Source organism: Apibacter sp. HY039 (assembly GCF_004023655.1).
Taxonomy (GTDB): Bacteria; Bacteroidota; Bacteroidia; order Flavobacteriales; family Weeksellaceae; genus Apibacter; species Apibacter raozihei.
In genome coordinates this window covers 70666-92974 of the sequence record NZ_SAYM01000009.1, presented here as the reverse complement: position 1 = coordinate 92974, position 22309 = coordinate 70666, and the positions used below count along the sequence as shown (strand labels likewise).

Below are 22309 nucleotides of genomic sequence, written 5' to 3'. Positions count from 1 at the left end.
AACATTCAGATAATTATGGCAAAAGGCGTTAAAAAGATAAAATGGACAGGAAAAGAAACGGGAGTTGTTAGAGCTGATTTATCTAAACCGAATGAATATATGACAATAGTTGCAGGCAAACAAGCAACATTTACTGTCGGAGAATGGGAAGCAGGAACTAATGCTGAGGATAAGAAAAAAGATTTAACATGGATACAACAGAGTGAGGATAGAAAAATAATTATTAACCAAATGACTATACCTTCATCCAAACTTTATGGTTTTTCCATACCTGAATATTTATGTGGAAAATATTTTTTCTACATAGAAGCGAGTTTAGGAGGCAAACCCGATCCAAAAAAAGTAGGATTACATGTACGAGGTTATGCGGAACCAAAAATAGTAAAATCTAAATGGTTATTTAAAAATAAAAATATCAAGAATTTAGAATCGATTCGTTATGGCGATTCGGTTACTCTTCGTTTAGAAACGGAAGGGTTAAATGGATATAAAAATATTATTGTTGATATTTATAATATTCGACCAGGAAAAGATCCACTTATTTATACATATTCAAAAGTTCAATGTATTAATGGAATTATTACTTTAGAAATTAATAATACTTATGACTGGTATACTAAATTAAGAAAATCTTCTTGGGGAATTTCGTACAAAATTAGGGAAGAAGAAAATTTTTATGTCATGGTTAAGCAAGACGCTAAAGGTTCTTACATCAAAGATAACCAAAATGACGACAAACACGCTATTTCTTTAAAAATTCTAAATAAAGTTTCAAATACTCAAGTAAATAATTCGGTTAATTTAACACCTACTCAGATAGGGGTGCCTGAAAATAATCCGGAACGTTATGAATCTTGTAAATTCACTAAAATTTTCATTATTGATGAAGATGAAAAAGATCCGGTCAAATTATTTGATAATGGACAAAAAATAAAATCTCGAAATCCTAAAAAAAAGATTAGCCGAACTATTTACTTCAACTTCAATAGCTCCGATATTACACCTGAAAATAAAAAGAAAATAGATAATATACTTTTATTTTTACTTGAGCATGAGCACTCTACAATAACTATTGACGGTTATGCTTGTGTAATAGGTCCGGAAACATATAACCAAAAATTATCACAAAGAAGATCTGATGCTATCCAAAAAATATTTATTGACGGTAAGCTGGATCCTAAAAGAATAATATCTAAAGGACGGGGAGAAATTGATGCTACGGATGATAAAAAAGGTCGTGATAATATTAAATATAAAGATGAAAAAAATTACAGGGAAGCAAGAAGAGTCGATATTTCTTTTACTTTTATAGGGCACGATGCCAGTAGTATTATATTTGAGACCACCGCTCCTTCACTCTACAGTCAAAATGAAAAGAATAAGTTTACCAAACAACTGACCTTGAATGTGGAGGACATGAATGTAAATAAATGTTTCACGGATTCACACAATAGAAATCCAGCAAAACCAATTACAATTATTGATATAGAACAAAAATTGAGCGATGGTACTCGCCCTAAACCCTATCCTACAGGGAAATCAAAATTTCCTGTATATTCCACCCTTCCTCAAATAGATGTTCTTCCTTTAAAATATATAATTCCGAGTCTTAATAGTCCTAATCAATTTCATATTCATATACACTCATGTCGTTATTATTCTGAAAACAATAATCCAACGGTTGTAGTACATGCCTACCCAGATATCAAATGGATGTTTTCACTTTATATGAATTTAAGTGATGAACTTAGCGTTAAATGGTCAAAACTTTCTCCTGCACAGCATAAAGAAATGCAAAGCAAGGCTGGGAAAATTGGTGCAGGAACCCGTTGGAAACAAACAAATATAAAATGGGGGGTTATTTTAGAAGCTCAATGGAACAAGAATGGGGAGAAATATCTGGATAAACAAGATGCAACTTTTAAGTATGAAAGCAAAATAAAAGCCTTTTATAATATTTTTGGAGGGCTGAAGGAAATATCTAAAGTAATTACTGATGTTACCAAGGGGGGGATAAGACAAGCAACTCCCGAAGCTTCCTATAAAATAGAAATGAAACCGCCTAATTTTTCTATTGGGTCTGAATGGGAACTGATAAGAGGAGATGTTGACAAGGTTAAACAACCGAAATTAGGTACTTTGCTCAATTTTTTCTTCAAAGCAGAACCATTAATAGGATTGGAAATAACGATAGATTTATTGGCTGGTTTGTTGGAAGCTGGATCTACCTATTTATCAGGAGGATCAGCGAATAAAGTGGTATTAAAAGTTTATCATGAGGTAAAGGACTGGGCAGCTAAAGCTGGAATAGATTTTAGGATGGATTTAATTATTACCGGAATGATTAATGGAGAAGCAAATTTGGAAATTAATACTCAGTCAAATACACAAACCCAAGCTAGGGCCGAACTTAGTACAAGATTATCTATACAGTTAATAGCAGAGATTATAATAGAAGGGGAATATGTGATAGTAGGTGTAAAAGCTTATGTAAGAGGACAAATTAAAGCTTCAGGAAAAGCAACGGCTTCATTTGGACATACTTTAAACTATAAAGATAATAAGTTTTTTTATAGGCCTAAACTTATTTTTGAAGGACTCGCTGTAGATTTCGTATTAAAAGCTGAAGCGGGTTTATCTACTAAAAAAAGCTGGCTAAGTTGGCTTAATTTCAATCAGGAAATTGTAGATAAAGAAGTTCATGATATTTTCTTTAAAGATTTTGATATAATGGAAAAATTAGAAGCTTTTACAGGATACAGTCCTAATATTGTGTTTTTAGATAATAATTAGCAATTTTCTATCATGAGAAAAATATTTTTATTAGCACTCGCTTTATATTTATTTTGTTCGTGTAATGGACAGGAAAACAAAGAGCTGACAAAAAAAAATGATTTGGCTTCCATAAATTTCACGGAAAAAAATGATTTTATCTTAGATGAACTTGGATTTGATCTTTCAAAATCAAAAGAAACTAACTATCGGGTTTTATCTATTTTTGGAAAAGAATCAGATTTTAAATCTAATTTCGACAATCATTTTGCATTAGCTACTTATGGTCATATTATCAAGTTTTTAGCTCCTAACAATATTTATTTTAAAGATTTTTCATTAGAATCAGATGAATTAAGTTTTCATTATAATAAAGAAAACTCTCGAATAATAATGATTCAAGTAGATATTTGGAATGAGCAAAGAGGGGATGACTTAATTGCTCAATTAGTAAAAGATTTTGATGCTCCTAAAACAACAGAATTTACTGATTATAAAGTTTTCTCTGGGTACTCTTCCAAAACAAAAGTAATTGATTATAAAAGGAAAATTAAACAAACGGGGATGGTATGGAACAATAATAATGGTAAAACTTATTGTATTGTGAAATTTTATGAAAAAGATAAATATTTGGGTCATCATTTCGCTTGGGCTAAAGCCGATGATAATATTTCTTTACGTATAATGGGAGGATGGCGAGCAGTAGATAAATTAATTGATCATCCCTAACAAATAAAAAAATTATAATACTTTTTTACTCTTATAATGTAGTTAATTAAATTATATAACTTTATTGTTAAATAGCTGTATAATAAAAATAATGCTTGATAATTTTATAATCAATAATAATATATAAATTCGTGTGTATGAAAAAAATAATTTTATTAATGCTTTCTTTTTGTTTATTAATTTCATGTAATGGGCAGGAAAAAAAAGAAGTAACAGAAACGTTTGATTTAGATTCCATAAATTTTACAGAAGAGATTAATCCCACTTTAAAAAAAATTGGGTTTAATCTTACGAACATGAAAAAAAATAAATTCAATCCCCCATTAATCAGTAATAAAGATATAGATTTTGAAGAAGAAGCGGAAGTTTGGATGCTGATAGATTATTCTGTTATTACATTTACATCACCAAAAAATATTTTTTTAAAGGGTTTTTCGTTATCAGGAGAACAACTAAGTTTTGACTATAATGATAAAAACCAGAAGATTGGAATGTATATCATTAATATTAAAAATGAAAATAAAGGAGAAAAACTCATTTCTCTTTTAGAGAATAAGCTGGGAATACCTAAAAAAAATACATTAATCAGTTCGCAGGTATCTCATTTTCCTTCAGGCACTAATTATAAAAAAAATATTTTACAAATTGGTTATGTATGGAAAAACATAGAAGGAAAAACTTATAGTATGGCAAAATATTATGATAGTGAAAACAATACTTATCTAGGTCATCATTTAGCTGTAACAAAATCTGATGATAACTATTTTACAGAAGTATTAAGTGGTGAATGGGATGTTATTTCAGATATACTAGTTGAAAATTAGAAGAACACCCATAGATCTAAAGCTTATGGAAAGTTTAATATATTAATTTAAAAAAATTTAAGATGAAACCCTATTATGTAATAAAATTCAATGCCGTTGCCTGTATGTTTGAAGTAAGGATTAATGATATTTCTGTAATAACAATTAATATTGAAGGACAAGCTTCATCTATCGTTCCGATAAACTTTGCCATACCTAAGAGTGGAGAACAAACTATAAGTGTACATTTATTACCCATAACCGGAACTACCAATTTAAATCCTGAAGCAGAATTAAAAGTAGAAATTTCTCTGTATGAAATATCTCATAAATTTGATTTTAAAGAAAAAGTATGGGAATATTCTTTTCCTTCAATAAAAAAAGAACAAATTATTCCCGTTCTCACTTATACTTCTGTTTTTCAAGCGGCAGTTCCTTATTCATTTGATGGTTGGACGACGGGAGAAAACCTTAAAGAGATGGAAAATGTAAAATCAAAATTGATTGATGCATACAATAGACTAACGCAGATTATAAACAATGGAGAATATGAGCTTTTTAAGCAAAAAATAGCTACTCGTGAAAATAGTATGAGAACTTCTATGTACCTGAGTAATGAAAAGTCAGAAAAAAGAATTTCAGATTTGATCAATGATTTTCAATCGGGTTTTAAAGTTCAACCTATTCCCTCCGATGCCATTTATATGTCTTATGGTTTTGATAAGGCAGCAGCCTTAAAAAAAACAAACGGAGAATCTGCCTTATATTTAATAAATTATGAAACTCGTGAAGAATTAATGTTAGATTTGTTATTCTATATTCCTAAAGGAAAAACGGAGTTTGAAGTCATTTGATAAAATGTATTTTTTAAAGAACTGGTCAGACCTTTGATAACTAAAAAGTTTTAAAGCTTATAGTAATAGATTCTAGAATTAAACAAATGAAAAAATTATTTATTTATCTCATTATTAACTTTGTAATAGTTAGTTATAGTGGACAAACTTTAGATTTGTCTACCATAAAATTAGGAGAAAATTCTGAGAATTTAAAAATAGAAAAGTATAATTTTTTTGAAAAAGAAGAACAGAATGGTCATTATGAAGGACCTAAGCTAGTTCCTGGATCAGAATTAACAATAAAGTATAGTTGCAATTTTGGGAATAATCATCAGGTAAACTATGAGGGTATACCCGGAAACGAAGATTCTGAACCTATTAAAATAATTATTTATAATAATAAAATTGCCAGTTACAAATTTAATGCAGATAAGAAGGAATTAATAAAATTAACAAGAAAATTACTTAAAAAACTGGGTAAGCCCTCAGGAATTATAAGTAATAACACTACTGCAGAAAAAAATGAAATTTCTTTTTTAACGGATGTGAAAAAATTATTTCCTAATGAATTTCATTGGGAAATAATGGATGGAACGAATTCACAAATTTATAATGTAACCTATCCAAGTATTATTATATGGGAGAACGATAATAGTTATCATTTACTTAACTTTAATTTTCAATTTAAAGATTATAATGCTACGTATTCGCCTGTTACTAAAGAAGCCTTTCGTGATAATGTTATTTTTGGTCATTTAAAACCTCCGGCTAATTCTCCTCTTTCCAAATATGTAAAGTAAATTTTAGATATACAACCCGAATAAATATAATTCTACATCTAGACTTAAGTGTGTTTTTAAAAAATAGTAATTTACCAAGGTGTCTAAGGTATTGTACAGTAGATGTATATATAAATAGTTTTACTTAATAAATAAAGAAAGTCTATTGAATTTAATTTTGATTTTGTCTCAGAGATACTTCAATTTACAAAACTTGTTGATTAAACATTTAGCTGAATATTACAGTGCCGTCTTTCATGGTTAAGCTACGGTCTGCCATTTCAGCAAGATGAGTATTATGAGTGACAATTATAAAAGTTTGATTAAATTCCTGTCTCAGTTTATAAAACAATTGATGTAAATCCTCAGCATTTTTAGAATCTAAATTTCCGGAAGGTTCATCCGCAAGTATCACTTTAGGATCATTCATTAATGCCCGGGCAACTGCTACCCTTTGTTGCTCCCCCCCTGAAAGAGCTCCCGGTTTATGTTCCAGTCTGTGAGCAAGGCTCAGATATTTAAGTAATTCTGTCGCTTTTTTGTGTAACTCCACTTTAGGTTTTCCGGCAATCATTCCCGGCAGCATAACATTTTCTAAAGCAGTAAATTCGGGTAATAGCTGATGGAATTGAAAAATAAAACCGATATTCTGGTTTCTGAAAATAGATAGTTCCTTGTCACGCAGTTGAGTAATAGGCAAATGATCAATTTCTATGATACTATGATATTTTTCCGGAGTAGAAGGCTTATCCAACGTTCCTATTATTTGTAGGAGAGTGGATTTTCCTGCTCCTGATTCTCCAACAATAGTAACGATTTCCCCCTTTTGAATATGAAGGGAAACCCCCTTTAATACTTCCAGGTTTCCAAAAGATTTATGTATATTTCTTATCAGTACCATAAAAATGTTTTACCAAAAATACTAAAAATTAATGCAACCCGATCTAAAAATTCTCAAATATAAGTGATAAGGCATATAGCAGGTAACAAGAGTTTAACTAGTATTTTATCGGTAAGGGATATAAATATAAACTGGCATAAAATAAAAATCCGGAAACTTCCGGATTTTTATTTTATAATTTATTTTTTATCAACCTGAACCCTCCATCCAAATGGATCTTCCAGCTGATTGGTTTGTATGCCTACCAATTGTTTCTTAAGAAATACAGCATAGCTATCTTCATCACTAAGTTGAGGTAATTCCAATATTGAATCATTATACCCCAGATGAGAATATCGGTTGACAACTACAGCCGTTCCACAACCGAAAATTTCTTTTAATTTTCCTTCTTTGTGAGAATTGACAACAAGATCCACAGAGATTCGTTCCTCTTTTACTTCAATTTGATGATGTCTCGCCAAATCGATTAGGCTGCTACGGGTAACCCCGTTTAAAATAGTATTGGATGTAGGAGGAGTAAAAAGCGTATCTTCAATTCTAACCATAACATTCATAGTACCCGATTCCTCAAAGTACTTATGCTCCTGGCTGTCAGTCCATATGACCTGATCGAATCCCTGCTCGTTGGCAAGCTGGGTAGGGTAAAAAGAAGAACCGTAGTTGCCGGCACATTTGGTAAAACCTACACCTCCATCCACAGCACGTGTGTAGTGATTCTCAATTTTTATTTTTAAAGGTTTGTCATAATAACTGTTTGCCGGGCAAGTCATAATTGCAAAAGTATATTTATTAGATATTCTTGCAGAAAACATTTCTTCAGAAGCAAACATAGTAGGCCTTATATACAATGAATTTCCTTCTTTACTAGGTACCCAGTCCCTGTCCAAATCAATAAGTGTATAGAGCCCGTCCAGAAACGCCTCCTTGGTTATGGAAGGCATGGCCAATCGTTCGGCTGATTTGTTGAAACGTTCAAAATTCCTTTCCGGTCTGAATAAGAAAACATCATTATTTTTATCTTTATAGGCTTTCATTCCTTCAAAAATTGCCTGTCCGTAATGAATAGCCATTAATGCCGGAGAATAATTCATTCCTCCGTAAGGCAAAATATAAGGATCTGCCCATTTGCCATTTTCATATTCACAAATTAACATGTGATCAGAGATATTTTCTCCAAATGGAGAATTATTAGGATCTACTTGGTCTAATTTAGAATGTTGGGTTTTATTTATTTTCATTAGTGATTGTTACTTGATGTTTCTATTCCAAAAATACTAAATATTTCAGCTTGATGATCAAAAAAGTATCGTAATTTTGAAGAATACAAATCAAATAATGCTGGAAAGAATTATCATAACTACCACAGAGGGAAGTAAAACGCTGCATATTCCGGAATGGAATGAGTGTTACCACTCTCAGCATGGAATCCTTCAGGAAGCATCCCATGTTTTTTTAGATCAAGGATTTGACCAGATAGATTCAGATGTATTTTCAATATTGGAAATGGGTTTTGGAACAGGGTTAAACGCATTTTTAACTTGTTATAAAGCTCAGGAAGAAAATAAAAAAATCACCTATTTTACTCTGGAAAAATATCCGGTAGAAGAAAAAGAATTGCGTGAACTTGAATATTGGAAACTTATAAACAAGGGGAACGCTGAAGAAACATATTTTAATTTGCATCAGGCTCCGTGGGGTGAATTAACTGAAATTAATGAAAATTTTAGCATAATGAGGTATAATTCAGACTTTTTTGAATTGATAAATTTACCGGTTTCTTCTATTGATTTGGTTTACTATGATGCATTTGGAGCGAGGGTGCAGCCTGAATTATGGGAAAATGAAATTTTTTCACAACTGTACGGGACCATGTCAGAAGGAGCATTACTTACTACCTACTCCAGCAAGGGAAGTGCCCGCAGGGCAATGCAACATGCCGGATTTAAAGTTGAGAAAAAAGAAGGACCTAAAGGAAAAAGAGAAATGGTAAACGCATGGAAAATTTAAAAAGGATAAATGTAAGGGTCTATGCCCTTTTGATAGAATCGGAAAAGCTTATGTTTCTTAAGGAAATGTATGCAGGTAAAAAAGTTTTAAAATTACCCGGGGGAGGACTGGAATTGGGAGAAGGAACCCGCCAGACACTTAAAAGGGAGTTCATGGAAGAACTTAATTTAGACGTAGAGGTCAAAGAACATTTTTATACACAGGATTTTTTTATAGAATCTGAATTAACTCCGGATGCTCAGATATTACTCATATACTATAAAGTACAATGTCATGATTTATCTGCTTTGCAAATTATGGACAAAGATATAGAGCAGGTTGAATGGATTGCCTTGAAAGATTTGAATCCAGAAATGGCAACCCTACCCGTAGATAAGCGGGTGATTAAAATGTTGCTCAATGATTCACAAGGTAAGAAATGAAAAAACATATAATCAAGACGAGTATATAAAAAGGGCTGAATACTATTCAGCCCCTTACTTATTTGATAAATTAATGTATTAAATTATGAGAAAATCTAAGTATTATATTAACTCCTTAGTATTGACAACAAGGAGGTAATTTCGTATAATCAGATTTTTTTGCTTTATACTTATCACTGCTATAACCCGATTTTGCTATATTTTTTAAAATAGCATCCACCGAGGTTTTTTTGTCGTCGTATGTAATAACGGCAATCTTATTGTCCTTATTCCATTCAACTTTGGAAACGCCCTCAGCCGAACCCGATTTTTCAATGGTCTCCTTACACATCTCGCAATTTCCGTATATTTTTATTTTTTCAACTTTAGGGTTTTTAATTTGAGCGTTAAGGCTTATAGCTGTAAAAAATAATATAAAAAATGCTATTGAATTAATAAATTTCATAATTTTAATTTACTAATTAAATAGCATTTTTCATACCAAACTGTTCCAAAAGAACAGTTATTTAACATTTTTTTAAACTACTGTGCAATCTCTAATGACATAGTTTTGCCGTTAAAACTCAATTCATTGAATTTTTTCAGTAACTGATTGGCAAAATTAGAATCAACTTCAAAAAAAGTAAATTTATCTCTGATATCTATATCTCCGATATCTGCACGAGCACCTTTTGTATTTTTATTGATAAGATCAATAACCGTTACCTTATTCAAATTGTCTCTTTTACCCAGATTAAAGAAAAAACGGGTAAAGTTGGCATTTTGTTTACGGCTTCGGCTTCTGGTATCTTTACTGTCTTTACGTCCGTCTTTACGTCCCTTTCTGTCACGATCGCGATCTCTGTCTCTCCTTCCGCCCCGGGAGCTGTCCTTATCGGAAAATCGTTCGTTTTTCTCGATAGGAGCAATATCCTTTTCATTTTTATAAAATTCCCAGGTAGATTTTAGTTCTAGGAACATAACTCTTTTATAAAGTTCTTCCTTGGAAATAAGGGATAAATCTGGAGTTTCTGATATTTCAAATTCTTCAGTATTAAAATCATGAGCAAGAAGTTTATTAGAAAGGAAAATCTCTTTGGCATGAAGAATTTCTTCCTTGGTAGGAATCTTCATTTCTTCAACCTTAATAGCAGTTTCCTTTTTAATACGGTTAAATTTAACCATTTCGCTAGGACGTATGATAGCTATGGATTCACCATCTTTTCCTGCACGTCCTGTTCTTCCGCTTCTGTGTACGAAAATTTCAGGATCATCAGGTAAAGAAAAGTGAATAACGTGGGTTAAATTGTTTACGTCAAGTCCCCGGGCAGCAACATCTGTCGCAACCAATATTTGCAGATTTTTTAATCTGAATTTTTTCATTACGGTATCTCTTTGAGCCTGAGATAGATCTCCGTGAAGAGCATCTGCTGAATATCCCTGATGCATCAGGAAGTCGGCTACGTTTTGAGTTTCCATACGTGTACGGCAGAAAACAATCGAATAAATATCCGGGTTGGCATCCAACAGTCTGCGCAATCCATTGTTTTTCTGACGATCTCTAACAACAACAAATTTGTGTGTTATATTTTTCTTTACTTCATTAATACCGCCCGCTGATATTTTTTGAGCGCCTTTCATATAATTTTTTGCAATTGCTTCCACCTGTTTGGACATAGTTGCAGAAAATAATAACGTCTGACGTTCTTTAGGAGTTTCTTTAAGAATAGTTTCCAATTCGGTTTTAAAACCCATAGATAGCATTTCATCAGCCTCATCAAGGATTAACCATTGAATTTGATTTAATTTTAGAACACCTCTTTTAATCATGTCATTTACCCTTCCAGGAGTACCGATTACAAGTTGAGGATTATTTTTTAGTCCTTTAATCTGATCTGAAATACTGGAACCGCCATATACAGCCAATGAGCGGATATTTGATAAATATTTGGAATAGCTGGCAACATCTTTAGAAATTTGTAAACATAACTCCCGTGTAGGACAAAGAACAAGTGCCTGCACTTGTTTTTGATGCCCGTCAATCATTTCAAGAATTGGTAAAGAAAAAGCAGCTGTTTTTCCTGTCCCTGTCTGGGCTAACGCAATTAAATCCTCTTCTTTGGACAATAAAAACGGAATAGTTTGTTTTTGGATTTCGGTAGGTTGAGTATAACCTAATTCTGTGATGGCCTTTAATATATCTTCTGAAAGACCATACTGTTCGAATAAATTCATTAATAATTTTTAAAATCTATGCAAAGATAGGATTTGTTTGTGAATTAACAACTGTATTATGAGATATTTATGATAATGAAATCCAAAGACTATGTAACTAACTATATTTGATGATTTCCTCCAGTTTTTCGCGGTCAATTACATGTATCTCTTTACCTTTGGTAGAGATTAGATTTTCGGATACAAATTTTTTCAAAGTGTGTATCACACTTTCTCTTGAATAACCGATAACTTCTGCTATTTCAGTACGTGAAAGATCAATGTTTCTATATTCCGTATTGCAGAATTTCATTAAAAACATGGCAACGGCGCCTTCAATATTTTTAAATCCCAGGTTAATCATCCATTCCATAGTCTTCAGCATATTGCTTTCGCTCATTTGCGTAAGTTTTACATAAAAATCAGGATTTCGTAGGCAGATATCATTCAAAAAAGTTTTGGGAATAATCATTAATTTAGTTTTGGTAAGAGTGTGGACACTATAAGGATAATGTGTTTTAACCATATAATCTTTACCAATCATCTCTCCTTTATGTGGGATAAAGACAATTCTTTTTTTCTCATTTGTCTGAAATGTTAATTTGCAATAACCTTCCAGTATAATATAAATATTAACAGCAAAACTGCCTTGCTTAAAAACAGCTTCGCGACAATCAAAGTCCACCACGCTGCAATTTTCAATGAAACAGATTTGCTCTTGTTCAGTTAATATATCATAAAAAGGAATACACGAGAAATGATGCTTCATGTGATAGGGTGTGAAAAGTGAAATTTTTCACTCGCAAAGGTAAGTATATTGTTTTTATTTTACAAATAACTCCACTGCTTACTATAGGGAGACTTAGAAATAACTAGTATAAATTTGTACGTATAGGTTAATCAATTTAATTATTATAGTATATATTGAAAAAGTAATATACTGGAAAACAAACAAACCGGATAAGAAAAATTAAAACTAGTAATTACTTCGTTAATTTGCTAAGAAATAAATAATGATTCTGAAGTTGCTTATAGCAAAAACAGAGTGATAATAGATAAAAAAAACAATGTAATGGGCGATATTATTAATCAACTTTATCAGTATATACAAGAGCTAATACAACTTTACGGAAATGAATTGAAAATACTTTGTGAATTTGCCGTAGTGTTAACTGCAATATTTATCGGAGCTAAGAAAGGAGGATTAGGACTAGGTATCTTCGGAGGTTTGGGACTGGCTGTGTTAGTATTCGTATTTAAACTTCAGCCTAAATCGCCGCCTATAGATGTTATGTTAATGATTGTTGCTGTTATAACTGCAGCAAGCACTTTACAAGCCTCAGGAGGAATAGATTACATGGTCAGGATAGCGGAAAAAATGCTTAGAGCTTATCCACCGGCCGTTACCATTGTGGCTCCTTTGGTTTCCTATATATTCACCTTTTTAGCAGGAACCGGACATATTGCTTATGCTCTGTTACCTATTATATCAGAAGTAGCAACTGAAGCTAAAGTCCGCCCGGAAAGACCCTTGAGTATTTCTGTAATTGCTTCACAACAGGCTATTACTGCTAGTCCTATATCCGCTGCTACAGCCGCTTTATTAAGTGTTATAATGATCAAAAATCCAGAAATCGGACTTGCTCATATTCTGGCTATTGCTATTCCTTCAACATTGATAGGTGTGCTTGTAGCTGCCATCGTTCAAATGTTTATAGGTGTAGATCTGGAAAAAGATCCGGTATACTTAAAACGGGTAGAAGAAGGATTAATGGAAATTAAAAAGACACACAAAGTGGAAACAGGCGGAACTTCAACAGGGGCTAAATTGTCTGTAATTATATTTCTCTTAAGTGTTGCATCAATAGTAATGTTTGGTTCTGTGCAAAGTTTAAGGCCATCATGGAACGGGACGCCTATGGAAATGCCTCATGTTATAGAAATTATTATGCTGGCGGCAGCTGGAATCATTATCATATGTACTCGTACAAACGTTGGGAAAATAGCCTCAGGAACTGTTTTTACAGCTGGTATGCAGGCTGTTATTGCAATATTTGGAATTGCCTGGATGGGAGATACATTTTTTGGAGGAAATCTGGAATTTTTCAAAGGTCTTCTGACGGACATGGTGACTGATTACCCCTGGACGTTTGCTGTGGCTTTATTTTTAATGTCTATCATGTTGTTTAGTCAGGCGGCGACCGTTCGGGCTTTAATGCCGCTGGGTGTGTCGCTGGGCATCCCTGCTAATAGTCTGATAGCCATGTTTCCTGCGGTAAACGGCTACTTTTTTATTCCTAATTATCCAACCATTGTTGCTGCCATAAATTTTGACCGTACAGGAACTACCCGGATTGGTAAATATATTGTTAATCATTCCTTTCAAATCCCGGGATTTATTGCAACTATTGTTGCAGTGTCCATAGGATTTGCTCTTGCCTACTTAATTTTTTAACATAACTAAAATATAATCTTAAATATAACGACATGTACAGAACAGAAAATGATTTAATCGGAGATCTACAGGTTCCAGAAGAAGCTTACTACGGAGTTCAGACACAGAGAGCGGTAAACAATTTTCATATAACCGGCATCAAATTATCACAATATCCCGAATTAATCAAAGCGTTAGCTTATGTAAAATGGGCGGCAGCAGAAACAAATTATGAACTGGATATTTTGGATGAAAATATCAAAGATGCAATAATTGAGGCTTGTAAGCGCGTAATTCAGGGGAACTATGATCAGGAATTTCCCAGTGATGTAATTCAGGGAGGAGCAGGAACATCAACCAATATGAATATTAACGAAGTAGTTGCCAATATTGCGTTAGAGATTATGGGACACAAAAAAGGTGAATATCAGTTTTGTTCTCCGCATGATCATGTAAACCTTTCTCAGTCAACTAATGATGCTTATCCTACTTCTATAAAGTTAGCGGCTATTAATTCCAATAAGATACTGATAGATCATTTGAATCAGTTGATTGTTTCTTTCAGGAAAAAAGGAGAAAGTTTTATGCAAGTGCTAAAAATGGGTAGGACGCAGCTACAAGATGCTGTACCTATGACTTTAGGACAGGAATTTGAAGCATTTGCTGAAACATTAAGCGAAGATGTAGACAGATTAACGCAGAACTCAAATTTATTTCTTGAAATAAATATGGGGGCTACTGCTATTGGTACCGGTTTAAATGCTATTCCCGGATATGCCAAACTTTGTGCAGAAAATCTGGCTAAAATTACGGGACATCCATTTGTTTCTGCAAAAAACCTTGTGGAGGCAACTCCGGATACCGGTTCCTACGTAATCTACTCTTCAGCATTAAAAAGAGTTGCTATTAAGCTGTCTAAAATCTGTAACGATTTAAGATTACTTTCATCCGGACCCCGTTGTGGTTTGAATGAAATAAATTTACCTGCTATGCAACCGGGTTCTTCCATTATGCCAGGAAAAGTAAACCCCGTGATACCGGAAGCGATGAATCAAACCTGTTTTAAAATTATCGGCAATGATTTAACCGTAACCATGGCTGCTGAAGCAGGTCAATTACAGTTAAACGTGATGGAGCCGGTTATCGCTTATAGCCTAATGGAATCTGTACACATATTGATAAACGCGCTGGACTGTTTACGTACGAATTGTGTGGATGGAATTACTGCTAATGAACAGCACTGTAAAGACATGGTTTTAAATAGTATCGGAATTGTAACTGCTTTAAACCCTTACATAGGATATAAAAACAGTACTAAAATAGCAAAAGAAGCTTTAGAAAAACATAAAAGTGTTTATGATCTGGTGTTAGAATACAATCTTCTGTCCAAAGACAAACTGGATGAAATTCTCAACCCGGAAAATATGCTCGGTCCTCATAAATTCAATAATTAAAATACATTAATTTATTTATATCCATTGTAAAATAAAATACTTTTTTACAATGGATATTTTCGTAGTGAAAAGAATAAAATAATAGTAATAACTAAAAATTTATTTGTTTTTAATTAATAATACATAAATTTGTGCCTTTTAAACAGAGGAAATAATCTGTTAAGTACTAACAGAAAAAACTCGCAAGGTGAATTATATAAAAAGTAAATAGTGATAGATTAAAATAAAATGATGTACTTTTGTTTTTATTTAGATTATTGTTGAGCAGGTTTACTGGATTAAAAAGGATATTTTGCTGACTGATTTTAAAAATGATTGTGCTTATTATTTTAATTACGTTGATTGGATGAATTAAAATTTTTGTAATGGAGACTCAGAAAATGAACGAGAGTGATAATCACGGGTTTTTTTAACAGTTAATTATAAAAAGTAAATATTAAACAATAATTTAAACAGCAGGACTATGAACACAAAAAAAATCAAAAGCATTTTAAGCCTCTGTATGCTCATTGTTTTTATAACAATAGGAGCACAGGTAAAACCTACTATTTATGTATTAGCTACTGGTGGTACTATTGCCGGAACAGGTAAATCGTCCACAACATCTGCATATAAGGCCGGAAGTATATCTGTTGAGCAGCTTTTAGATGCAGTACCGGATTTAGCAACTGTCGCAAATATTAAAAGTGAACAAATAGCTAATATAGGAAGTCAGGATATGAACTTTCAGGTTTGGTTAAAATTAGTTAAAAGGATCAATGAATTGTCAAAAGATCCTAACATTAATGGGTTTGTAATTACTCACGGTACAGATACCCAGGACGAAACAGCCTATTTTCTTAATCTTACAGCAAAAACCAGCAAACCTATAGTCTTGGTAGGTGCTATGCGTCCATCAACAGCTTTAAGTGCGGATGGACCAAGGAATTTGTTCAATGCCGTTGCTTGTGCAGCTTCACCTGAATCTATTGCAAAAGGTGTAATGGTTGTAATGGATGATAAAATTATAGGGGCTGATGATATCTCAAAGACGAATACGTTAAGTGTCGGAAGCTTTGATAACCCCAATTTTGGACCTTTAGGGATTATGTATAATGGAAAACCTATTTATACAAGAACCTCTAAGAAAAAAAATACTATCGATGCCGAGTTTGATGTAACTAAATTAGACAAGTTACCAAGAGTTGATATTATTCTGGGATATGTAAACACCGATAAAGTATTTGTTGATGCAGCGCTAAATGCTGGAGCCAAAGGCTTAGTATATGCAGGAGTAGGAAATGGAAATATGTCCGGAGAAGTTTTAAATGCCTTATCACAATCTGTAAAAAAAGGAATTCCTGTTGTCAGATCTTCAAGATTACCGGCAGGTCCAACCTGTCAGTGGGATGAAATTGACGACGATGCTCATAATTTCTCTGCTTCTTGGTATCTTACGCCTCAAAGATCCAGAATTCTGCTAATGCTTGCATTAACAAAAACAACAGATTATAGAGAAATTCAAAGAATGTTTACAGAATATTAAAAAAATTTAATCATTATATTAATTATAAACAATTTACTATGAAGAAAATTTTATCATTATTAATAACTGTTTCCTGTATTTCCGGTTTGTTAGCTCAGCAGCCCGATTCAGTTCGTGTTGCCGATACAAACAGCGAATCCGGTTTAAAAACTGTGGTTGACTATTTATTGAAAAATAAAGAGTTATTGGAAATAAGATTGGATACCCGTTTCGATTATCAGGCAAAATTTAATGAACATGAAACACAGGAAAGTGGTTTCAGAGGGCAAACCCTTAAAATTTGGTTCACCGGAGAAATTGCTCCCGGAGTAAGATACCGTGTAAGACACAGATTGAACAAACCGCAAAATCCGTTGGAAAGAGATAATTTATCAGGAGCAACAGATTTAGCTTACATAGAACTGGATGCAGGTAAAAACTGGACATTTAGAATCGGTAAACAAGTGGTTCAGTTTGGTACATTCGAATTTGATTATCTACCTTCTGATGTTTATTTAACAACTACGTGTTATGATGATTTAGATGCTTTTAAAACCGGTTTAAATGTAGCTTATAAAACGGGGAAACAAGTATTTAATTTGCAGGTTGTTAACTCTGACGCGCCTCAGTTTTCAACTGAAAAATATAAGAATAAATCTTTAGCCGGATTATTTGTATGGGAAGGAAACTTATTTAATGATTTAATTAAAACTCGTTTTGGATACGGTGCATTTCAACACGATTCAAGTAAATACTACAGCTGGCTTACCTTGGGTACTAAAGTTACTGTAAATAAATTTATGGCTGAAATGGATTGGTACATGGGAGATAGAAATATGAATTTTAGCTCTGTAGTGCCTACTGTTGAAGGATATAGACCAGTTAGAGATCAGTCTGCTTCTTTAAACTTACGATATGATTTTGGTAAAATTAAATCCTTAGTGAAAGGAACATGGAATAAAAGAAGAGATCAACTTACTTCCAGTAACTATATGACTGGTGGAGTACAGGCGGGAATAGAATATTATCCGTTTACAAACCCATTATTAAAAGATTTAAGATTCCATGCAGTTTATGCTTATACCAGAACAAATTACAATGGTGATTTTAAAGCTATGGAGGGTATTAATCAAAATATGATTATCGTGGGTACTCGATGGATGTTTAAAATAATGTAATAAAAATAGAAATTGATATATTCAGGCTATGCAGTTTTTAGTGCGTAGCCTTTTTTATTTTAACCAGTCAGAATAATTATAAAGTTCTGTAGATAATCAAATTTAATTTTAAAGTAATACATATTTTAATTTTATCTTTGTAAAGCAGAGTAAACTAAAAATTAAACTAAATAAAATTTATGAAAGTATTGATTATTGGAAACGGGGGTAGAGAACATGCCATCGGTTGGAAAATAAGACAAGATAACCCGGAAGTAGAACTTTATTTTAATAACGGAAACGGAGGAACTGCTCAGATTGGTACAAATTTGTCTTTAAAAACAGTTGAAGATTTAGCTGATTTTGCTGAAAAGGAACAAATTGATTTAACTTTCGTAGGGCCTGAAGATTGGTTGATGAAAGGTGTTGTAGATACATTTCAGGAGAGGAAACTTTCTGTTTTCGGACCTAATAAAAAAGCGGCATTACTAGAAGGTAGTAAAGAGTTTGCAAAAAACTTTATGCTTAAATACGGCGTTAAAACCGCTAAATATAAAACGTTTAATAATTATACAGAAGCCAATGAATATGCCAAAAATCAAACCTATCCGTTAGTTGTTAAAGCAGATGGTTTAGCAGCCGGAAAAGGAGTGGTTATATGTTATGATAAGTTTGAAGCAGAAAAAGCTTTAGATGAAATGCTTAACAATAAAATTTTTGGAGAAGCAGGAAATCATGTAGTCATTGAAGAATTTTTAGAAGGATTTGAAACTTCAATTTTGTCTGTTTTCAATGGTAAAGATATTTATCCATTCATATCAGCAAAAGATCATAAAAAGATAGGTGAAGGTGAGACAGGTCTAAACACGGGAGGTATGGGAGTTGTAGCGCCAAATCCATATTTTACAGAAGAACTTGAAGAGGCTTTCCGTAAAGATATTTTAGAACCTACGCTTAAAGGATTGTTGGCTGAAAATCTTACTTTCGCCGGTATTATATTTTTCGGATTAATGATAACCAATACGGGAGTTTATTTATTGGAATATAACATGCGAATGGGAGATCCAGAAACGCAGGCTACTCTTCCATTGATGCAAAACAATTTTTTAGATGTTTTACATAATGCCCTTACAGGAAATGAAATCACTTTAAACTGGAAAAATCAGCATACGGTGTGCGTAGTTTTAGCATCAGGAGGATATCCGTTGAATTACGAGACCGATTTCCCTATTAAAGGCCTTGATCAGGTAACTTGTCCCTATTTTGTAGCTGGAGCTTATTTAAAAGATGAGCAGCTATATACTTCGGGAGGAAGGGTGCTTAATATTGTCGGTATAGGTGATACCCAGGAAAAAGCCCGGGAACAGGCATATGATAATATTACTAAAATCCACTTTGATTATAATTATTGTAGAAAAGATATTGGAGAATTATAAATATAAAAAAACCGAGCAGTAAGCTCGGTTTTTTTATTAAATATATTATTCTGGGGAGTTATATATAATTTCATCGAAAAATTCAACCTCACCTGTTTTTACATTATAAAAACCACCGGTAATACCTATTTTACCCTGATCTACCAATTCTTTTAGTATTGAGCTTTTCTCTAATATTTCATCAATACTGTGAATAACGTTTTCATGCGCAACTTTGTTAACATAGTCTTCATGTTCTTTATCATCATCCGGATTATCAATTCCTACTTTTTCCATAGCCGGATGAATTTTGTGTAACAAGCCGGTTAAGTGTCCCAATTCATAATGTTTACAGGCTCCGTTGATAGCACCGCAGTGTGAATGCCCCAAAACCAGAATAAGCTTGGAACCTACAACCTTACATGCATATTCCAATGAACCCAGAACGTCTGTATTAACAACATTTCCTGCATTTCTGATACTGAAAATATCTCCAATTCCCTGGTCAAATATGTGTTCAGTAGAAGTACGGCTATCCATACAGCTTACTATAACTGCAAACGGGTGCTGTTCCTCATTGGTTTCTTCTACCTGCTGCATTAAATTACGGTTAACTTTAAGATTGTTGACAAAACGGTAGTTGCCGTCTTTTAAATATTGTAATGCTTGATGAGGATCTATAGAGATTAAATTTTCTTTTGTATGTGCTTTCATATATTTATTGTTTTATAAAGGTAGTTTAAATTTATATTATTTGATTGTATCTAAATTGTCTATATTTTTATTTTCGAGTTTTACTGAACGGGTGTTGGCAACACTTAAGTTTACACCATCACCATTGTTAGGAATTTCGTAAACATCTTTAAAGTTAATAAGTTTTAAATTAATGTTTTTACGAGGTGCAGTTTCTGCCTTAAATTCACGTATCAATTCTAAAACGTCAAAATCTATATAAACTGTTTTTTCAGCATCAATAATTATGTTGGAATTATTTTTAATCCGGGATAAAGTTTTAATTATGGTTGATTTTTTTAAAAACGATATTTCCTCTGATAAGATAAGGTGAATATATTTTTGGTTATCTACATGAGTTATATACATAGTATAACACGATTTCATGTTTCCTCTTAAAATAAAATAGACAGCTACCAGCATTCCTATTCCAACACCTTTAAGCAAATCTGTAAGTAAAATAGCCAATACAGTGATTACAAAAGGAATCCACTGGTGTTTACTTAAGCTGAAAACGTGTTTGAATAAGGCAGGATTACATAATTTGTAACCGGTAACAACTAAAATCGCAGCCAGTGAAGCCAAAGGAATCATATTTAAAAATTTAGCTATAAATAATACTCCTAATAAAAGAATAATTCCATGTACAATAGTGGTCGTTTTCGTTCGTCCACCGGCATCCAAACCTGCTTTTGATCTGACAATTACTGAAGTGATTGGAAGCCCCCCGATTAATCCGCTTAATGAATTACCGATTCCCTGAGCAAAAAGCTCTCTGTTAGTAGGAGTCACCCGTCTTAATGGATCAATTTTATCTGTAGCTTCTATAGTTAATAAAGTTTCAATGGATGCAACCATACCTATTGTCAATGCCAGTACCCAGATTTTAGGATTTGCTATTAAACCAAAATTAGGAAATAAAAATAATTGGGTAAAAGAATTAAAACTTTCTACAACCGGAAGCTGAACTAGTTCGCTTCCTTCAAAAGAAGTATTGGTTTTCTGGAATATGAAATAACTTACAAGACCTACAATTACAGCTATTAAAGCTCCGGGAATTGTTTTTAAAATTTTAGGTTTATATTTATCCCAAAGTACCATACAGACTAAAGCCACAATTCCTGTACCTAAAGCTATTTCGTTAACATGTTCAGAGACATCTGAAAGAATCCTCTGGTAAAACTGGAATCCTGTTTCTTCATCGGATAAAGCTTCAGGAAAACCCAGAAGAGTCGGAATGTTTTTCAATATGATGGTTATTCCGATTGCCGCAAGCATTCCTTCTATTACACTGGAAGGAAAATAATAGGCAATACCTCCTGCTTTTAATAAAGAAAGCCCAATCTGGAATAACCCGGCCAAAAATACGGCTAACAATACTCCGTTAATACCAATATCAGTAATCCCTGTAGCTACAATGGTTATTAATCCGGCAGCAGGGCCGCTGACACTTAATTGAGAACGGCTGATACAACCAATTACAATTCCTCCCAGTATACCTGAAATCATACCGGCAAATGGTGGCATTCCTGAAGAAAGAGCTATACCTAAGCAAAGAGGAATGGCTACCAGTGATACAACTACTCCTGCTATTATATCATTTTTTAAATTAGATTTAGAAGACATTTTTTATGTATTTCATTAATAATTATTTTTCTTAAAAACAGGTCACAAGGCGATGCATCCTATTAATTATTAATAAGATAAAAAAGTGTACATAATAGATAGTTTTAAGAAAAATAATTAAAATTGGGAGGAGGGGATGGTATTTCCCGGTAAATTTGATATTTACTTAATTGAAGAAAAAGATTATGAGATTCAGACAAATTAAAGCTCAGACGCTCTGAACGTATCTGGCTATGGTAAGAAATTTTCTTCTGATCGTCATGCTCCTCTTCATTTAAAGGATTATTAGATGAGTTTTTCTTACTTACCGGCGTATCTTTTTTTGAAGCTTGTTTATCACTTGTTTTTTCGCAATATGATAACATATCTGTTTTAACAAACATAATTGCATTTATACTATTGCCTATATTAAAGGTAAGTACAAAAGCCAGTATTAAAGTAACGATATGTTTACTACTAAATTTCAGTTTTAAATATTTTTAGAAAACAGGAAAATATATTACGGCAAAAATTAGACCATATCTTAAGCGTAACTATTTTTTAAG

At 32.8% G+C, this 22309-nt stretch carries 20 protein-coding genes; 12 read left to right on the top strand and 8 right to left on the bottom strand.

The genetic code is table 11. The features are described from left to right. Positions 1-15 precede the first annotated feature (15 nt). The 5 genes from EQ921_RS14055 to EQ921_RS14035 all read left to right on the top strand — a co-directional run bounded on the left by EQ921_RS14055 (position 16) and on the right by EQ921_RS14035 (position 5940). Positions 16-2793, top strand: a complete 2778-nt coding sequence (locus EQ921_RS14055) for an OmpA family protein (protein WP_128332108.1) — start codon at positions 16-18, stop codon at positions 2791-2793. Between the two features lie 12 nt (positions 2794-2805). Continuing rightward, on the top strand, positions 2806-3501 hold the full coding sequence (locus EQ921_RS14050) for a hypothetical protein (protein WP_128332107.1): 696 nt from the start codon (positions 2806-2808) through the stop codon (positions 3499-3501). A 137-nt stretch (positions 3502-3638) separates the two neighbouring features. Beyond that, positions 3639-4325, top strand: a complete 687-nt coding sequence (locus EQ921_RS14045; RefSeq protein ID WP_128151431.1) for a hypothetical protein — start codon at positions 3639-3641, stop codon at positions 4323-4325. A gap of 62 nt (positions 4326-4387) precedes the next feature. Continuing rightward, positions 4388-5158: a hypothetical protein gene (locus EQ921_RS14040; protein WP_128332106.1), complete on the top strand. Its 771-nt coding sequence runs from the start codon at positions 4388-4390 to the stop codon at positions 5156-5158. Between the two features lie 86 nt (positions 5159-5244). After that, on the top strand, positions 5245-5940 hold the full coding sequence (locus EQ921_RS14035; RefSeq protein WP_128332105.1) for a hypothetical protein: 696 nt from the start codon (positions 5245-5247) through the stop codon (positions 5938-5940). Between the two features lie 208 nt (positions 5941-6148). Here the strand turns inward: EQ921_RS14035 and EQ921_RS14030 are convergent, their stop codons facing one another. Together EQ921_RS14030 and EQ921_RS14025 are read right to left on the bottom strand one after the other, a co-directional pair. Further along, positions 6149-6820 carry an ABC transporter ATP-binding protein gene (locus tag EQ921_RS14030; protein WP_128332104.1) on the bottom strand — a complete coding sequence of 224 codons (672 nt, stop codon included), beginning with the start codon at positions 6818-6820 and terminating at the stop codon, positions 6149-6151. A 179-nt stretch (positions 6821-6999) separates the two neighbouring features. Beyond that, positions 7000-8058 carry a branched-chain amino acid aminotransferase gene (locus EQ921_RS14025; RefSeq protein WP_128151439.1) on the bottom strand — a complete coding sequence of 353 codons (1059 nt, stop codon included), beginning with the start codon at positions 8056-8058 and terminating at the stop codon, positions 7000-7002. A gap of 76 nt (positions 8059-8134) precedes the next feature. Here EQ921_RS14025 and mnmD point away from each other — a divergent pair, with 76 nt between their 5' ends. Continuing rightward, a complete protein-coding gene (gene mnmD, locus EQ921_RS14020; protein ID WP_255424504.1) occupies positions 8135-8827 on the top strand; it encodes a tRNA (5-methylaminomethyl-2-thiouridine)(34)-methyltransferase MnmD in 693 nt (230 codons plus the stop codon). Then, on the top strand, positions 8815-9249 hold the full coding sequence (locus EQ921_RS14015; RefSeq protein WP_128151441.1) for an NUDIX domain-containing protein: 435 nt from the start codon (positions 8815-8817) through the stop codon (positions 9247-9249). The genes mnmD and EQ921_RS14015 overlap by 13 nt, the downstream gene beginning before the upstream one ends. Before the next feature lie 115 nt (positions 9250-9364). On the opposite strand, the gene EQ921_RS14010 is transcribed toward EQ921_RS14015, so the two are convergent. The 3 genes from EQ921_RS14010 to EQ921_RS14000 form a co-directional block, all read right to left on the bottom strand. Then, positions 9365-9694 (bottom strand): heavy-metal-associated domain-containing protein, encoded by a 330-nt coding sequence (locus tag EQ921_RS14010; protein ID WP_128151443.1) that lies wholly within the window; start codon positions 9692-9694, stop codon positions 9365-9367. A gap of 77 nt (positions 9695-9771) precedes the next feature. Then, the gene (locus tag EQ921_RS14005; RefSeq protein ID WP_128332103.1) at positions 9772-11463 is read right to left on the bottom strand and encodes a DEAD/DEAH box helicase; all 1692 of its coding nucleotides are present in this window, start codon (positions 11461-11463) and stop codon (positions 9772-9774) included. Positions 11464-11560: 97 nt separating this feature from the next. Continuing rightward, positions 11561-12211, bottom strand: a complete 651-nt coding sequence (locus EQ921_RS14000) for a Crp/Fnr family transcriptional regulator (protein ID WP_128151447.1) — start codon at positions 12209-12211, stop codon at positions 11561-11563. 303 nt (positions 12212-12514) lie between these two features. On the opposite strand from EQ921_RS14000, the gene EQ921_RS13995 reads away from it, so the two are divergent. From EQ921_RS13995 to purD, 5 genes are all read left to right on the top strand, one after another. After that, positions 12515-13897, top strand: a complete 1383-nt coding sequence (locus EQ921_RS13995) for an anaerobic C4-dicarboxylate transporter family protein (RefSeq protein ID WP_128332102.1) — start codon at positions 12515-12517, stop codon at positions 13895-13897. 32 nt (positions 13898-13929) lie between these two features. Further along, positions 13930-15330, top strand: coding sequence for an aspartate ammonia-lyase (gene aspA, locus EQ921_RS13990; RefSeq protein ID WP_128332101.1), 1401 nt, complete (start codon positions 13930-13932; stop codon positions 15328-15330). Between the two features lie 463 nt (positions 15331-15793). Further along, entirely contained in the window at positions 15794-16855 is a 1062-nt protein-coding gene (locus EQ921_RS13985) for a type II asparaginase (protein ID WP_128332100.1), read from the top strand. A gap of 38 nt (positions 16856-16893) precedes the next feature. Beyond that, the gene (locus EQ921_RS13980) at positions 16894-18012 is read left to right on the top strand and encodes a porin (RefSeq protein WP_128332099.1); all 1119 of its coding nucleotides are present in this window, start codon (positions 16894-16896) and stop codon (positions 18010-18012) included. A 179-nt stretch (positions 18013-18191) separates the two neighbouring features. Then, positions 18192-19427 (top strand): phosphoribosylamine--glycine ligase, encoded by a 1236-nt coding sequence (gene purD, locus EQ921_RS13975; protein WP_128332098.1) that lies wholly within the window; start codon positions 18192-18194, stop codon positions 19425-19427. A 45-nt stretch (positions 19428-19472) separates the two neighbouring features. Here purD and EQ921_RS13970 read toward each other — a convergent pair whose 3' ends face one another. From EQ921_RS13970 to EQ921_RS13960, 3 genes are all read right to left on the bottom strand, one after another. Beyond that, on the bottom strand, positions 19473-20120 hold the full coding sequence (locus EQ921_RS13970; RefSeq protein WP_128151459.1) for a carbonic anhydrase family protein: 648 nt from the start codon (positions 20118-20120) through the stop codon (positions 19473-19475). 36 nt (positions 20121-20156) lie between these two features. After that, positions 20157-21764, bottom strand: a complete 1608-nt coding sequence (locus EQ921_RS13965; RefSeq protein ID WP_128332097.1) for a SulP family inorganic anion transporter — start codon at positions 21762-21764, stop codon at positions 20157-20159. 104 nt (positions 21765-21868) lie between these two features. Beyond that, positions 21869-22147 (bottom strand): hypothetical protein, encoded by a 279-nt coding sequence (locus EQ921_RS13960; protein ID WP_128332096.1) that lies wholly within the window; start codon positions 22145-22147, stop codon positions 21869-21871. Positions 22148-22309 lie beyond the last annotated feature (162 nt).

Bases quoted from the DNA above. Each gene is read 5' to 3' on its own strand.
- purD (WP_128332098.1), top strand. From the start codon at position 18,192: ATGAAAGTATTGATTATTGGAAACGGGGGTAGAGAACATGCCATCGGT.
- EQ921_RS14025 (WP_128151439.1), bottom strand. From the start codon at position 8,058: ATGAAAATAAATAAAACCCAACATTCTAAATTAGACCAAGTAGATCCT.
- EQ921_RS14050 (WP_128332107.1), top strand. From the start codon at position 2,806: ATGAGAAAAATATTTTTATTAGCACTCGCTTTATATTTATTTTGTTCG.
- EQ921_RS14030 (WP_128332104.1), bottom strand. From the start codon at position 6,820: ATGGTACTGATAAGAAATATACATAAATCTTTTGGAAACCTGGAAGTA.
- EQ921_RS14040 (WP_128332106.1), top strand. From the start codon at position 4,388: ATGAAACCCTATTATGTAATAAAATTCAATGCCGTTGCCTGTATGTTT.
- EQ921_RS13985 (WP_128332100.1), top strand. From the start codon at position 15,794: ATGAACACAAAAAAAATCAAAAGCATTTTAAGCCTCTGTATGCTCATT.
- EQ921_RS13965 (WP_128332097.1), bottom strand. From the start codon at position 21,764: ATGTCTTCTAAATCTAATTTAAAAAATGATATAATAGCAGGAGTAGTT.
- EQ921_RS14015 (WP_128151441.1), top strand. From the start codon at position 8,815: ATGGAAAATTTAAAAAGGATAAATGTAAGGGTCTATGCCCTTTTGATA.
- EQ921_RS14045 (WP_128151431.1), top strand. From the start codon at position 3,639: ATGAAAAAAATAATTTTATTAATGCTTTCTTTTTGTTTATTAATTTCA.
- aspA (WP_128332101.1), top strand. From the start codon at position 13,930: ATGTACAGAACAGAAAATGATTTAATCGGAGATCTACAGGTTCCAGAA.
- EQ921_RS14010 (WP_128151443.1), bottom strand. From the start codon at position 9,694: ATGAAATTTATTAATTCAATAGCATTTTTTATATTATTTTTTACAGCT.
- EQ921_RS13960 (WP_128332096.1), bottom strand. From the start codon at position 22,147: ATGTTTGTTAAAACAGATATGTTATCATATTGCGAAAAAACAAGTGAT.
- EQ921_RS14000 (WP_128151447.1), bottom strand. From the start codon at position 12,211: ATGAAGCATCATTTCTCGTGTATTCCTTTTTATGATATATTAACTGAA.
- EQ921_RS13995 (WP_128332102.1), top strand. From the start codon at position 12,515: ATGGGCGATATTATTAATCAACTTTATCAGTATATACAAGAGCTAATA.
- EQ921_RS14005 (WP_128332103.1), bottom strand. From the start codon at position 11,463: ATGAATTTATTCGAACAGTATGGTCTTTCAGAAGATATATTAAAGGCC.
- EQ921_RS13980 (WP_128332099.1), top strand. From the start codon at position 16,894: ATGAAGAAAATTTTATCATTATTAATAACTGTTTCCTGTATTTCCGGT.
- EQ921_RS14035 (WP_128332105.1), top strand. From the start codon at position 5,245: ATGAAAAAATTATTTATTTATCTCATTATTAACTTTGTAATAGTTAGT.
- EQ921_RS14055 (WP_128332108.1), top strand. From the start codon at position 16: ATGGCAAAAGGCGTTAAAAAGATAAAATGGACAGGAAAAGAAACGGGA.
- EQ921_RS13970 (WP_128151459.1), bottom strand. From the start codon at position 20,120: ATGAAAGCACATACAAAAGAAAATTTAATCTCTATAGATCCTCATCAA.